The organism is Paenarthrobacter sp. AT5 (assembly GCF_032764245.1).
In the GTDB taxonomy this organism is placed as follows: Bacteria; Actinomycetota; Actinomycetes; order Actinomycetales; family Micrococcaceae; genus Arthrobacter; species Arthrobacter ureafaciens.
In genome coordinates this window covers 3,078,664-3,093,012 of sequence record NZ_CP136441.1, presented here as the reverse complement: position 1 = coordinate 3,093,012, position 14,349 = coordinate 3,078,664, and the positions used below count along the sequence as shown (strand labels likewise).

The window sequence follows — 14,349 nt, the reverse complement described above, 5'->3', positions numbered from 1 at the left end:
GGGCAGGGCCTCGCGAACCGGGAAGTCCGGACTCAGCTTCGAAGCGAGTTCCGGATGGAGATGCGGGCTTGGTCCAGGACAGTCCGGACTGTCTCCAGAGCCATCGGTGACAAGGGATGCGCCGCGCCTTGTTTCCGCAGCTCCATCCGGATGTCATCGCGGAAGGACTGGACCATGAGTTCGGCTTCCTTGAGGATCCGCTGTCCCTCGGGGGAGTAGGCGTACGTGCTTTCGCCGGCGGTCGGGGTGCGTGCAGAGGTTCGCGCAGTGGTTCGTGCCGCCTCGGCAGTAGCGGCAAGATCAGCCCTGAGTCCGCGCATGTTGCTCCGGATATCAGCCCTCAGTCCGTCAGCCAGCCTCCGGACGGAGGCGGAGATGGTCTCCTCGACGTCGGCCAGTTCCTGGCGTCTGCGGTCAAGTTCGGCACGGCCCGCGTCAGTGATGGAGTATGTGGTCCGCCTGCCCTCTGATTCGGTGGCCACCAGGCCTTCCTCCTCCAGCTTGGCCAACCGCGGATAGATGGTTCCGGCGCTGGGTGAATAGGTTCCACCGAACCGTTCGCCGAGTGCCTTGATGAGTTCGTAGCCGTGTTTCGGCGCGGGCTCGAGCAGCGCCAGCAGGTAAAGCCTGAGCGCCCCGTGGGCGAAGACCGGAGGCATCAGAGCCCCGTTCCGCCGGACACCGGGCTGTCGGTTTCCGGAGCAGGCGCGGGGGCGTGCATGATGTACGTCTTGCCGGAGACGGTGTTGGTGCGCAACAGCATAAGCTTCTCGTCAGGGCCCACAATGGTATGGACGTTGCTTCCCGGCTGCGCGTACAGGCGGTCATCAATGACCACAGAGCCGCTGGCCGACTTGGCCACGACGTCAAGCCCGACGTCGTGCGGCAGCCGGATGGTGAGGTCACCGGAGACGGAATTGGCCCCGAAATCGTTGGTGAAATCCTGGAGCTCAAAGGTGAGGTCCCCGCTGACGGTGGATGCACGGACGTTCGAGAACGTGCCCGAGGCGGTTACTTCACCGGAAACGCTCTTGGCGGTCAGGACGCCGTCGTGGTTTCTGGCGATGACTTCGCCGCTGACGGTGTTGACGTGCAGTTCTCCATTGGTGCCGTCGGCCATGACCGATCCGGAGACCGTATTGAGCCGGATGCGGCCGCTGATACCTGCCACCAGTCCGTCACCGCTGACCGTTCCGGCCTCTACGTCCACTCCGGGAGGCAGCGCTACGCCGACTATCACCGAATTGGTGCTGGTGTTGTTGACGGTCCCCATCAGGTTACGGAACCAACCCTGCGGTCCTTGGAGCTGGTGCCTGATCTCCAAGCGGCCGTTGACCAGGGTTATGGTGAGGGGATCCCCGCTGATTTCGCTCACCTCGATCCGGACGAACGGCTGATCGTGGGTCACCACGTCGAAGCGGCCTTTTACGATTCCAAGCTTGAGCGACCGGACGTCGTCCACCTCGATGGTTTGCGGGCCGGTCACGGTCCATAACTCGTCTGACATGATCCCTCCAATTGCGATATATCGCGTTTGATGAAAACACGATATATCGCGATTTGGCGGATGGCAATGGTTGCCGGGGCCGGAGCCGGGAGACCGCCTACTCGGGCTGCGCGATGTTAAGCCACTGGAACCACCCGCGGTGCAACACGAGCCAGGCGATCAATCCATAGCCGGCCTGTCCGGGCGTGCCTCCGTTTGCTGCGAGGTCGGTACGCCATTGCTCATGATTTAGCAGCGGGGAGAACGTGTCCACGTAGTGATGGTTCCGCCGGGTGGTCACGTCAGCGAAGGCGGTGTTCAACTCGGCCAGGCGCTTGTTACGTGCCGGATCAAGCGTGGGCGGGGGACCAACCACGAAGACTTCCACCCCGCTGTGCGACGCACCGTCAAGGATGTTCGCCAGGTTCAGGCGGCTGCGGGCTGTGGAAAGACCGAACTCAAGGTCCCGTCCCGAGAGGCCGATGACCAGCCGGTTCTCGTGGGTATCGCTGAACCGCCGTCCGGCCTCATCCTGCCACCGCGCCGCCAGGCCCTCAGTGCCCTCCATGGGGCAGGGGAGCGCGAAGGACTCAACCGCAACCGCCTCCTGCGGCGTACGCGCCAGGACCCGGCCCAACCAGCCCAAAGCACGCGGGTCACCGAGCCCCGCCAGCAGTTCGTCTCCCACGGCTGCTATGCGCAGCTTCCTGTCTTCCACGGTTACCTCTTCACACTCGTTACGGTCCATGCCCGGCTTACGACGGCGCCGGTTTGCGAACCGGGTATCTGTCCCATTAAACAGAACTGCCCGGCCTGAGACGCACAAGGCGCCTCGGGCCGGGCAGATTTCCTTCTACTGACGTTCGAACACTTGCTTGATCAGGGCATCCTGTTCAGCAGCGTGACGCTTCATGGAACCGGCCGCGGTGGAAGCCGATGCCGGACGCGACACCAGGCGGACCTTGCGATCCAGCTGCGGTGCCAGGTTCAGGCCCATGAACGGCCACGGACCCTGGTTGGCAGGCTCATCCTGTGCCCACACGATGTCGGCGTTCGGGTACTTGGCGAGCTCAGCTTCGATCTCAGCCATGGGCAGCGGGTAGAGCTGCTCCACGCGGATGATCGCAGTGGACGTGTCGCCGGACTTCTGGCGGTTCGACAGGAGGTCGTAGTACAAGCGGCCGGACACCAGGACTACGCGGTCCACATTGGCCGGCTGGAGCTCGTGCTCGCCGATGACCGGCCGGAATGCACCGGTAGTGAAGTCCTCGACGGCGGACGCGGCGCCCTTGAGGCGCAGCAACTGCTTCGGCGTGAAGATGATCAGCGGCTTGCGGGGCCGGCTGTAGGCCTGGCGGCGAAGCAGGTGGAAGTGCGATGCGGACGTCGTCGGATTCGCGACGATCATGTTGTCCTCAGCGCACAGCTGCAGGAAGCGCTCAATGCGGGCCGAGGAGTGGTCCGGGCCCTGGCCTTCATAGCCGTGCGGCAGCATCAGGACCAGTGAAGAACGCTGGCCCCACTTCTGCTCTGCCGAGGAGATGAACTCGTCAATGATGGTCTGCGCACCGTTGACGAAGTCGCCGAACTGCGCCTCCCACAGCACCAGGGCATCCGGACGCTCCACGGAGTATCCGTATTCGAAGCCCATGGCTGCGTATTCGGACAGGAGGGAGTCGTAGATCCACAGCTTGGCTTGGTCGTCAGAGAGGTTCGCCAGGGGCAGCCACTCGTTGCCGTTGGCGCGGTCGTGGAAGACTGCGTGGCGCTGGACGAACGTGCCACGGCGCGAGTCCTGGCCGGCCAGGCGGACGGGAACGCCTTCCATGATGAGCGATCCAAAGGCTGCGATCTCGCCAAAGCCCCAATCGATGCCGCCCTCACGGGACATCTGCTCGCGCTTCTCCAGCAGCTGCTTGAGCTTGGAGTGCACGGTGAAGCCATCGGGGATCTCCACGTGGGCCTTGCCGATCCGTGCAAGGGTTTCGGCCGAGATGGCCGTGGACGCGGGGGAGTTGGTGCCAAAGTCCGCCTGCTGGGCAATGGGACGCTCGATGTCCGATACAGCTGCAGAGTCCGCAGTGATGATCGGGATAGGCGAGGTCTGCGCTGCATGCGTCTCCGCGAAGACCCGCTCCAGGCGCTCCTGGTAGTCGCGGAGCAACTGCTCGGCTTCTTCCTCGGTGATGTCGCCACGGCCGATCAGGGATTCGGTGTACAGCTTGCGGACGGAGCGCTTGGCCTCGATGAGGTTGTACATCAGCGGCTGCGTCATCGAGGGGTCGTCGCCCTCGTTGTGCCCACGACGGCGGTAGCAGACCATGTCGATGACGACGTCCTTGTGGAAGCGCTGGCGGAACTGGTACGCCAGCTGCGCCACGCGGACAACAGCCTCGGGATCGTCACCGTTCACGTGGAAGACCGGTGCCTGGATCATCTTCGCGACGTCCGTGGAGTACGTGGACGAGCGCGAGGAGGACGGAGCCGTAGTGAAGCCCACCTGGTTGTTCACGATCACGTGGATCGTGCCGCCGGTGCGGTAGCCGCGGAGCTGGGAGAGGTTGAGGGTCTCAGCAACAACACCCTGGCCTGCAAAGGCGGCGTCGCCGTGGACCATGATGGGCAGGACGGGGAAGGACTCGCCCTGGTCCAGGCGGTCCTGCTTCGCGCGGACAATGCCTTCCAGGACCGGGTCGACGGCTTCAAGGTGGGACGGGTTGGCCGCCAGGTACACCTTGGTCTGCTTGCCGTTGTCCGAGGTGAAGGTGCCTTCGGTACCCAAGTGGTACTTGACGTCGCCGGAACCCTGCACGGAGCGCGGATCCTGGGTGCCTTCGAACTCACGGAACACCTGGGCGTAGGTCTTGCCGGCGATGTTGGTCAGCACGTTCAGGCGGCCGCGGTGCGCCATACCGATGGCCACCTCGTCCAGTCCGTCGTCGGCAGCATCGGAGATGATGGCGTCCAGCAGCGGAATCAGGGACTCGCCGCCTTCAAGCGAGAACCGCTTCTGGCCGACGAACTTGGTCTGCAGGAAGGTTTCGAAAGCCTCTGCGGCATTGAGCTTGGAGACGATGCGCAGCTGTTCTTCGCGGCTGGGCTTGGAGTAGGGGTGCTCCAGTTCGTCCTGGAACCACTTGCGCTCGGCAGGTTCCTGGATGTGCATGTACTCGATGCCGGTGGTGCGGCAGTAAGCGTCGCGAAGGACGCCGAGGATGTCACGGAACTTCAGCTGCGGCTTGCCGCCGAAACCGCCCGTGGGCCATTCGCGGTCCAGGTCCCACAGGGTCAGGCCGTAGGTGAGGACGTCAAGGTCCGGGTGCTTGCGCTGGACGTACTCCAGGGGATCGGTGTCGGCCATCAGGTGGCCGCGGACCCGGTAGGAGTGGATGAGCTGCTGGATCCGGGCAACCTTGTTGATTTCGTCTGCCGGATCAACCTGGAGGTCCGGGCTCCAGCGGACGGGTTCGTACGGAATGCGCAGCGCTTCGAAGATCTCGTCGTAGAAGTTCTGGGCGCCCAGGAGGAGCTGGTGGACCAGCTTGAGGAACTCGCCGCTGCCTGCACCCTGGATGACGCGGTGGTCGTAGGTGGAGGTCAGCGTGAGGATCTTGCTGATGGCGTTCTGGGCGATGATCTTCTCGCTCGCGCCCTGGAACTCGGCCGGGTAGTCGAGCGCGCCGACGCCGATGATCGCAGCCTGGCCCTTGGAGAGGCGGGGAACCGAGTGGACAGTGCCGATGCCCCCGGGATTGGTGAGGGACACGGTGGTGCCGGCGTGGTCGTCGGCGGTGAGCTTGCCGTTCCGGGCACGCTTGATGAGGTCCTCATAGGTGTGCCAGAACTCCGCGAAGTCCATTGTCTCCGCCTTCTTGATGTTGGGAACCATCAGGAGGCGGGTGCCGTCGGGCTTGGGCATGTCAATGGCGATGCCGAAGTTGACGTGGGCGGGCTGGACTGCGCTGGGCTTGCCATCGATTTCGTCGTAGTAGACGTTCATCGACGGGAACTGGGAAAGCGCGCGGACCACGGCGTAGCCAATGAGGTGCGTGAAGGACACCTTGCCGCCGCGGGCGCGGGCAAGGTTGGAGTTGATGACTACGCGGTTGTCAATGAGCAACTTGGCCGGTACTGCCCGCACGCTGGTGGCGGTGGGCACTTCGAGGCTGGTGACCATGTTGGAGGCGATGGCCTTTGCGGGGCCGCGGAGGACTGAAACGACGTCCTCTTCCGGCGCCGTGGGCGCCTTGGTGTTCTTGGGCAGCTGGGCCGGGATCGGCTGTGCCGCGTTGCCGCCGGTGGGCTTCTTTGCCCCGTCCCTGGCAACCGTGGCCGGTTCTTTCTTCGCCGGTGCCGGTGCCGGAGCGGCAGCAGCAGGGGCAGGAGCAGCCTTGGGCGCGGCCGGCGCCGGTGCCGGAGCCGCTGCAGCCGGGGCTACTACGGGAAGTACTTGGGTAGGGGGATTGGCAGCCGTGGCGGCTGCAGAATTTCCGTTGGAAGAAGTGCCCTCGCTGGTATTGAAGGACTCGAAAAGCGGCCACCATTTGGCGTCGACCGAATTCTTGTCCTGCTGGTACCGCTCGTACAGTTCGTCAACGAGCCACTCGTTTCCGCCAAATTCCTCTGGTAGACGGTGGCTGGGCTGCTCTGGCACTTGAAATACGCCTCTTCCATGAGTGTTATTTTCCCGCTGGCCACAGTTGCTGTTCCGCAACGATGTGCCAGGGTCCGCGTCCCGCGAACTCAGACCTTTGCCAGTCTAGTTAGGATCATTGGTTAACTGCCAATAGTGGTGACCTAAATCATGTCGGCTTTCGTGAGCGATGCTCAGGCACCTGTGATTGCGGGAAGGAGCGCGGGTCCCGCGGCTTCCCGGGCTGTAGACTAAAACCCTTATGGACAGTAAATCCAGGTGCCGGCCTGGGTACTGCCGGGGGAGCCTGGACGGCACCTCCGCACACCGTACCCAGCACGCCGGCAGCACCCGTTCACATGCCCATCATGAACCGGCGGCCCCTGCCGGTGGACCCGCAGAGTCGTCTCCTGCTGCGCCCGACCAACCTCCGCCGGACCCTCACCCCGCCAATGCGCTGACCGAATTCAGGTCCGCGCTCCGTGGAGGGATGCGGTAGATGGAATGGATTCTCCTCCTGGCCGGTTTTGCCTTGATCCTGGGGACCGGCTTCTTCGTGGCTGTCGAGTTTTCCCTGGTAGCGCTTGACCAAGCCAGCGTGCAGCGGGCCGTGGACGACGGCGACCACGCCGCCGCAGCCCTTCTTAAATGCCTCAAGTCTCTGTCCACGCAGTTGTCCAGCTGCCAACTGGGCATCACGCTCACCACTTTGCTGACGGGTTTCGTCATGGAGCCTTCCGTGGGTCATCTCCTGAGCGGACCGCTGGCACTGCTGGGCCTGAGCCCGGAAGTCGCTGCCTCCGTAGCGTTGGTTGTGGCCATGGCGCTGGCCACGCTTCTGTCCATGCTCCTGGGTGAGCTAGTGCCCAAGAACATGGCCATAGCCCTCGCGTTTCCTTTGGGCAAGCGCCTTGCCCCTGCGCAACTGGTCTTCACCGCGGTCTTCAAGCCGGCCATTGTGGTGTTGAACGGCTTCTCGAACAAGGTCCTCAACGTCTTCGGCCTGGAAGCGAAGGAGGAGATCTCCGGAGCGCGGACGCCCGCGGAGCTCGCTTCCCTGGTCCGCCGGTCAGCCGAACTGGGAACACTTGACGCAGGTACGGCGAACTTCGTGGCCCGAACGCTGAACTTCTCCGGCAGGACCGCGGCGGATGTCATGACCCCGCGTATCCGGATGGAGACGATCGACGCCGACCAGCCCGTGTCGGACATTCTGGATGCCGCCCGGCGGACCGGCTATTCGCGCTTCCCCGTGATCGGCGATTCAGCGGATGACATCCGTGGGGTTGTCCACATCAAGAAGGCGGTAGCTGTCCCGGCCGACCGCCGCGGCAAACTGGAGGCCGGTGCGATCATGACCGACGTCCTGCGTGTCCCTGAGACCATCCACCTCGACTCCCTGCTGGCCGAACTGCGGGAGGGCAACCTCCAACTGGCGGTGGTCCTTGACGAATACGGCGGCACGGCCGGAATCGCCACCTTGGAGGACCTGGTGGAGGAAATTGTGGGCGAGGTTGCCGATGAACATGACAAGGTTCGTCCGGGATTGCTGCAGAGCGCTTCGGGGGATTGGTATTTTCCCGGTCTCCTGCGGCCGGACGAAGTCTCGGAGCAGATTCCTGGGCTGAAAGTTCCTGACGAATCGGCCTACGAGACCGTTGGCGGCTACGTCATGAGCAAGCTGGGACGCATCGCCACGGTGGGAGACACTGTGGAGGTCGACGGCGGAACGCTGACGGTCACGAGGATGGATGGTCGAAGGATCGACAGGATCTGTTTCCATCACATAGCTGAACCGCAGGACAACCCGGCGGGGACCGACGAGCGCAACCATGAGGCAGGTGCCCTGTGAACGATTGGGTTGGCATCATGTGGCTCGTTGTCCTTCTGATCGGCAACGCCTTCTTTGTCGGCGCCGAGTTCGCCGTCATGTCCGCGCGCCGCAGCCAGATCGAGCCGCTGGCCGAAAGCGGCTCCAAGCGCGCTCAAACTACCCTGCTCGCCATGGAAAACGTGTCTCTCATGCTTGCTTGCGCACAGCTAGGCATCACGGTGTGCTCGCTGTTGATCCTGCAGGTGGCAGAGCCGGCCATCCACCACCTGCTGGCCGGGCCCTTGGAAGTGGTGGGTGTTCCGGTCGAACTGGCCGATGTGATCGCTTTTGGGATCGCCTTGTTGTTCGTGACTTTCCTGCACGTGACCTTCGGCGAAATGGTGCCGAAGAACATTTCGGTGTCCGTGGCGGACAAGGCAGCACTGCTGCTGGCGCCGCCGCTGGTGTTCATCGCCAGGATGGTCAAGCCCGTGATCTGGACCTTGAACTGGCTCGCCAACCACATCCTGCGCCTGATGCGGATCGAGCCCAAGGACGAGGTTTCCTCTTCCTTTACCTTGGAGGAAGTGCAGTCGATCGTGCAGGAGTCCACCAGGCACGGCCTGGTGGATGACCAAGCCGGTTTGCTGACCGGCGCGCTTGAGTTCTCCGAACACACCGCTTCCAGCATCATGGTGCCCCTGGACAAGCTGGTGATGCTCAAGACCTCGTCCACTCCCGTGGAGTTGGAAAAAGCGGTCAGCCGTACCGGCTTCTCGCGCTTCCCGATGGTGGACGACGACGGCGAACTCGCCGGGTACCTGCACGTCAAGGACATCCTGTCTATCCCGGAGGAAGGGCGCAGGCACCCCATTGCCGAGGGGCGCATCCGTTCCTTTGCCAACCTCTCGCCCGATGACGAAATCGAAAGGGCCATGTCCGTGATGCAACGGACGGGCTCCCATTTGGCCCGCGTGGTTGGCCCCAAGGGGAATATCCAAGGTGTCCTCTTCCTTGAAGATGTCATTGAGCAGCTCGTGGGCGAGATCCGGGACGCTACGCAGGCCACGGGCATCCGGAGGCTGGGCGGACCGCACCCGCAGCAGTAAGGGATTCAGCATCCCTGTTTTCTAATAGGAATCATTCCTATTAGCAGCTACACTGGACACATCCATTTGTTGTTGTGCCCCATTCTCGAATGAGTAGATCCGAGGTTTCCGTGCGTCGCTACGCCGCCCGTCTGTCCGTTGCCGCTGTTTCCGCCATCGCTGCCCTGGCCCTTGCGTCCTGCTCCGGAAGTACCGGTGCGGGCGGCGGCGGGGAGTCGCCGTCGGCGTCGTCCGGTGTCCTGCACGTGGTGACTTCCACCAATGTCTACGGGGAGATCGTCAAAGCCGTAGGCGGTGACAGGGTGGACGTGAAGGCGATCATCACCAAGACGAGCCAGGACCCCCACTCCTACGAAGCCAGCGCCCAAGACAAGCTGGTGGTCTCCAAGGCGCAGCTCGTCGTGGAAAACGGAGGAGGCTATGACGGATTCCTCCACAAAATCGCCGACGACACCAACATCGGCCACGAAAACATCGTCAGCGCAGTGGAAGTATCCGGGCTGGCTCCCGAAGGGGAGAACCACAGCGAGGACGCACACGCTGAAGACGGCCATGGCCACGACCACGGCGAGTTCAACGAGCACGTTTGGTACAGCCTGGACGCCATGGGCAAGCTCGCGGACAAGGTGGCGGAGAAGCTCAGTGCCTTGGATGCCGCTTCTGCTCCCACCTTCAAAGACAACGCCGCCGGCTTCAAAACCGGCCTTTCGGAGTTGGCTGGAAAGCTGGAGTCATTGAAAGCCAGTCAACAGGGCGCCCCGGTAGCCATCACGGAGCCCGTTCCCCTGTACCTCCTTGAAGCCGCAGGGCTGGTCAACAAGACGCCCGAGGCCTACAGCTCGGCGGTGGAAGAGGGGACGGATGTGCCCGCTTCCGTCCTGAAGGAAACCACAGACATCGTGGCCGGAGTCCGCCTGCTGGCCTACAACGGCCAAACGGAAGGTCCACAGACCGAGTCCGTGAAGAAGGCTGCCGAAGCTGCGGGCGTGCCGGTGGTTGACTTCACCGAGACCGTTCCCGAGGGCAAGGACTACCTCCAGTGGATGACCGCCAACGTTGAGGCAATGTCGGCCGCACTGGCGAAATAGCATCGCCTAAGATAATCAGGTGGCTGTCCGTCCAGGACAGATGCCGCCAGGCAAACTGCCCACCACTGACTGAGTTGCGCCCACCCAGGATGCGCATGGATCGAGGACAACTTTTGACACCGGTAGTGAGCCTCCGCGAAGCGAGCCTTCAGTTCGGCAAGCGGACACTCTGGAAGGGCCTTGACCTCGACATCAGCCCCGGCGAGTTCTTCGCGGTCCTGGGGCCGAACGGAAGCGGTAAGACCAGCTTCCTCAAGGTCCTCCTCGGACTCCAGGAACTGCAGTCCGGAACGGTGACCCTTGGCGGACGCCCCGTGGAGCGCGGGAGCCGCACCATCGGGTACATTCCGCAGCAAAAATCTTTTGCTGCCGATACCCCGCTACGTGCCAGGGACCTGGTGGCCCTTGGCATCGACGGCCACCGCTGGGGAGTCCGGCTGGGCTCCGGAAAAGTCAATCGGCGCGTTGATGAACTGCTGGAACTCGTCGGGGCCTCCGACTACGCCAAGGTCCCCGTGGGGCAATTGTCCGGCGGGGAGCAGCAGCGCCTGCGCGTTGCCCAGGCGCTGGCCACCGATCCCGCTGTGCTGCTGTGTGATGAGCCGCTGCTCTCGCTGGACCTGAACCACCAGCAGGGCGTGAGTGCCCTTATTAATGAGCAGTGCCACAAGAGGAACAGCGCCGTGGTGTTCGTGACGCACGAAATCAACCCCGTGATCGACTACGTGGATCGTGTCCTCTACCTGGCCGGTGGACGTTTCCGCGTAGGCACCCCGCAGGAAGTCATGACAACCGACGTGCTCTCCGATCTGTACAACAGCCACGTGGAGGTCATCCAGACCAACGGCAGGTTCGTCGTCGTCGGGCTTCCGGACGCCACCACGCACTTCCACGACGATGCGCACACAGCTGCCGGGGAGGAGTTCTGATGGACCTCGATGGCATCCTGCAGACCATCTTCAATTTCGAGAACTACGGCGAACTGCTGGCACTGGTCCAGAACTCCATCTGGGCCGGAGCGGTCCTGGGCCTGCTCGGCGGCCTGGTGGGCACGTTCGTGATGAAGCGCGATCTCGCCTTCGCGGTCCACGGCATTTCGGAGTTGTCCTTTGCCGGTGCTGCTTTTGCGTTGCTCATCGGAGCCGACATCATCCTTGGCTCCCTGGTGGGCTCGGTGGCAGCGGCGGTTCTGCTGGGCTTCATGGGCGTCAGGGCCAGGGACAAAAACTCGACCATCGGCGTCATCATGCCGTTCGGCCTGGGCCTGGGAATTCTTTTCCTGGCCCTCTATGAGGGACGTGCCGCCAACAAGTTCGGACTGCTCACGGGCCAGATAGTGTCCGTGGATACCGTCCAGCTCCAGACCCTGGCGGGAACGGCGGTTGTGGTCATGGCTGCCTTGGTTCTGATCTGGCGTCCCTTGGGCTTTGCGAGCGTGGATCCTGAAATGGCGGAGGCCCGCGGAATCCCAGTGCGCGGACTTGCCATCGGCTTCATGGTTTTGTTGGGCATCACCGTGGCACTGTCCATCCAGATCGTGGGAGCCTTGCTGGTGCTGGCCCTGCTGATTACGCCGGCGGCCGCAGCGCTGAGGGTAACGACGTCGCCCAAGCTGATTGTCCTCCTGAGTGTCCTCTTCGCACTCTCGGCCACGGTGGGCGGAATTCTCCTGGCGCTGGGCAGCCGCATCCCCATCAGCCCTTACGTCACAACCTTGTCATTCCTGATCTACGTGGTGTGCCGGGTGATCGGCCGGGTCCGGGCCAACCGCGGCCTCAACGGCAGGGTGTCGCGGGACCAGCCTGCACGCGCCGTCCAGGTGTAGTGTCCCGCCGGACTGGAGTGTCCCGCCGGGCTAGAGTGTCCCGGCGGCCTTCCGGGCCGTGCATTCCGGGCAGAGCCCGAAAATCTCCACGGTGTGCGCCACTTCGGTGAACCCGTGTTCCGCCGCGGTCCTGGCGGCCCAGGTCTCCACGGCGGGAGCCTCCACCTCCACGGCCTTGCCGCAGTTGCGGCACAGCAGATGGTGATGGTGGCCGGTAACGGCGCAGCGCCGGTATACGGCCTCGCCGTCGCCATTACGGAGCACGTCGATCAGGCCGTCGTCTGCCAGCGATTGCAGGATCCGGTAGGCCGTGGCCAGCGATACCGAGATGCCCTTGTTTTGGAGCAGCCGGTACAGCTCCTGCGTGCTGACGAAGTCATCCAGTTCATCCAAGGCGGCGCTGACGGCGAGTCGCTGCTTGGTGACACGTTGTTCCTTGACGCCCCCGGTAGTGGGTGTTGACCTGCCACCGGTGGCGGATTGGGTGCCCTGTGGCATTGAAAAACTCACTTCCCTGGGGTGCTGGCCAACCCTGATTTTACCGCAGGGGGTGCTTGGAATCGTTCTACGGCCGCCCCTAGGCTGTGACCATGAAGCTCACCAAGTACACCCACGCCTGTGTCCGCCTGGAGAAAGACGGGAACGTCCTGGTCATCGATCCCGGTATTTATTCGGAATCGAAGGAGGCCTTGGAAGGCGCGCAGGCCGTACTGGTCACCCACGAACACCCGGACCACATCGACCAGGCCGTGCTGTTGGAGGCGCTGACGATGAACGAACGCCTGGTGGTCCATGCACCGGAGGGGGTGGCGCGGACCCCCACCAAGGCAGCCGCTGAGGCATCGGTTGACTCCGTAGAGGAGCGGATTCGGGCCGTGGACCCGGGCTCGGCTTTGGACATTGCCGGGTTTGATGTCAAGACATTCGGGGGGCAGCATGCCCTGATCCACGGGCAGATCCCCGTGGTGGCCAACATCGGCTACCTCATTGACGGCAATGTGTTCCACCCCGGTGATTCCTTCGTGGTGCCGGACGGCATCCAGGTCAAAACCCTCCTCGTTCCGATCCACGCTCCGTGGTCGAAGGTGGGCGAGGTGGTGGACTTTGTCATCTCCGTCCGGGCCCCGCAGGCCTACCCGGTCCATGACGGGTTGCTCAATGAGGTGGGCCGTGGCTTGGTGGAGGGGCATGTGACACGGTTTGGCGCCCGCTACGGCACGACGTATTCCAGCCTCGCGCCCCGGCAGACCGTGGAGATTTAGCCGTTCCACGTCCCGGTGTCGAGAAAGTTGTCCAGCACCTGCTCATAACCGGCAGGTTCCAGGCCCTGCCGTGCCAGCCAGCCGGCGTCGTAATAGCTGCCCGCGTACCGCTCACCTGAGTCGCACATCAATGACACGATGCTGCCGCGCCGTCCCTCGGCGACCATCCCGGCGATCAGCTGCCAGACCCCCCACAGGTTGGTTCCCGTGGATGGCCCGGCATGAAGGCCTGCGAGCTTCGCCAGATGCCGCATGGCGGCAATCGAAGCGGCATCCGGTACTTGGATCATGTGGTCGATCACCGCCGGAACAAAGCTGGGTTCCGCGCGCGGACGTCCGATTCCTTCGATCCGTGAGGGCAGCCCGCTGGCGGATCCGCAGTCCCCGTCGAGCCAGGCAGGGTAGAACGCCGAATTCTCCGGATCCACCACGGCAAGCCGTGTGCTGTGCCGGTTATAGCGGAGGTAGCGGCCGATCGTCGCACTGGTTCCTCCCGTGCCGGCGCCCACCACGATCCATTCAGGCACGGGGTGCCGTTCCAGCGCCAGCTGCTGGAAGATCGATTCGGCGATGTTGTTGTTGCCGCGCCAGTCCGTGGCCCGCTCGGCGAAGGTGAACTGGTCCATGTAGTAGCCGCCGGAGGTGCGGGCGGTCTCCTCGGCCACTGCGTAGACTTCCGAGGCGTGATCCACCAACAGGCAGGCACCCCCGAAATCTTCGATCAACGCGATCTTCTCCGGACTGGTGGTTTTAGTCATGACGGCGATGAAGGGCAGGCCGATCAGGCGCGCGAAGTATGCCTCGGACACGGCGGTGCTTCCGCTGGATGCTTCGACGATGGTGGTTCCCTCTGTGATCCAGCCATTGACCAAGCCATAGAGGAACAGCGAGCGTGCCAGGCGGTGCTTCAGGCTGCCGGAGCGGTGCGTGGATTCATCTTTGAGATAGAGGTCCACGCCCCAGTGTTCGGGGAGCGGCACCGCGTAGAGGTGGGTGTCCGCGGAGCGGTTGTTCTCCGCCTCGATCTTCCGGATGGCCTCGTGGGCCCATGCCCTGTCCTGAATGCCTGAATTGCTCACCGGACAAGACTACCGGCGCGGCCCGGCAGGCTCTGGAAGGAGGCAGCCGGGCTG

Annotated in this window: 12 protein-coding genes; 6 read left to right on the top strand and 6 right to left on the bottom strand. The window is 63.5% G+C overall.

Annotated elements, in window-relative coordinates; translation table 11 throughout:
* Positions 1 to 32: 32 nt before the first annotated feature.
* The 4 genes from RI444_RS14235 to RI444_RS14220 form a co-directional block, all read right to left on the bottom strand.
* Entirely contained in the window at positions 33 to 659 is a 627-nt protein-coding gene (locus tag RI444_RS14235) for a PadR family transcriptional regulator (RefSeq protein WP_069695159.1), read from the bottom strand.
* Positions 659 to 1,507, bottom strand: coding sequence for a DUF4097 family beta strand repeat-containing protein (locus RI444_RS14230; protein WP_062097221.1), 849 nt, complete (start codon positions 1,505 to 1,507; stop codon positions 659 to 661). The genes RI444_RS14235 and RI444_RS14230 overlap by 1 nt, the downstream gene beginning before the upstream one ends.
* A gap of 97 nt (positions 1,508 to 1,604) precedes the next feature.
* Complete coding sequence (locus RI444_RS14225) at positions 1,605 to 2,204, bottom strand: GDSL-type esterase/lipase family protein (protein WP_021471034.1); 600 nt, start codon at positions 2,202 to 2,204, stop codon at positions 1,605 to 1,607.
* Between the two features lie 135 nt (positions 2,205 to 2,339).
* Positions 2,340 to 6,140, bottom strand: a complete 3,801-nt coding sequence (locus RI444_RS14220; protein ID WP_069695158.1) for a multifunctional oxoglutarate decarboxylase/oxoglutarate dehydrogenase thiamine pyrophosphate-binding subunit/dihydrolipoyllysine-residue succinyltransferase subunit — start codon at positions 6,138 to 6,140, stop codon at positions 2,340 to 2,342.
* 478 nt (positions 6,141 to 6,618) lie between these two features.
* Between RI444_RS14220 and RI444_RS14215 the strand changes: the two genes are divergently transcribed.
* The 5 genes from RI444_RS14215 to RI444_RS14195 all read left to right on the top strand — a co-directional run bounded on the left by RI444_RS14215 (position 6,619) and on the right by RI444_RS14195 (position 11,954).
* The gene (locus RI444_RS14215; protein WP_062097213.1) at positions 6,619 to 7,971 is read left to right on the top strand and encodes a hemolysin family protein; all 1,353 of its coding nucleotides are present in this window, start codon (positions 6,619 to 6,621) and stop codon (positions 7,969 to 7,971) included.
* Positions 7,968 to 9,041, top strand: a complete 1,074-nt coding sequence (locus RI444_RS14210) for a hemolysin family protein (RefSeq protein WP_021471031.1) — start codon at positions 7,968 to 7,970, stop codon at positions 9,039 to 9,041. The genes RI444_RS14215 and RI444_RS14210 overlap by 4 nt, the downstream gene beginning before the upstream one ends.
* Positions 9,042 to 9,130: 89 nt before the next feature.
* Entirely contained in the window at positions 9,131 to 10,129 is a 999-nt protein-coding gene (locus RI444_RS14205) for a metal ABC transporter solute-binding protein, Zn/Mn family (protein WP_207604439.1), read from the top strand.
* 95 nt (positions 10,130 to 10,224) lie between these two features.
* Positions 10,225 to 11,058, top strand: coding sequence for a metal ABC transporter ATP-binding protein (locus tag RI444_RS14200; protein ID WP_170828549.1), 834 nt, complete (start codon positions 10,225 to 10,227; stop codon positions 11,056 to 11,058).
* Entirely contained in the window at positions 11,058 to 11,954 is an 897-nt protein-coding gene (locus tag RI444_RS14195; RefSeq protein WP_207604440.1) for a metal ABC transporter permease, read from the top strand. Before RI444_RS14200 ends, RI444_RS14195 begins: the two co-directional genes overlap by 1 nt.
* Before the next feature lie 30 nt (positions 11,955 to 11,984).
* Here the strand turns inward: RI444_RS14195 and RI444_RS14190 are convergent, their stop codons facing one another.
* Positions 11,985 to 12,452, bottom strand: coding sequence for a Fur family transcriptional regulator (locus tag RI444_RS14190; RefSeq protein WP_062097209.1), 468 nt, complete (start codon positions 12,450 to 12,452; stop codon positions 11,985 to 11,987).
* A gap of 92 nt (positions 12,453 to 12,544) precedes the next feature.
* On the opposite strand from RI444_RS14190, the gene RI444_RS14185 reads away from it, so the two are divergent.
* A complete protein-coding gene (locus RI444_RS14185; RefSeq protein ID WP_316963820.1) occupies positions 12,545 to 13,216 on the top strand; it encodes an MBL fold metallo-hydrolase in 672 nt (223 codons plus the stop codon).
* Here RI444_RS14185 and RI444_RS14180 read toward each other — a convergent pair.
* Positions 13,213 to 14,295 (bottom strand): PLP-dependent cysteine synthase family protein, encoded by a 1,083-nt coding sequence (locus tag RI444_RS14180; RefSeq protein ID WP_207604441.1) that lies wholly within the window; start codon positions 14,293 to 14,295, stop codon positions 13,213 to 13,215. The two genes, RI444_RS14185 and RI444_RS14180, sit on opposite strands and share 4 nt — an antisense overlap.
* Positions 14,296 to 14,349: the final 54 nt, after the last annotated feature.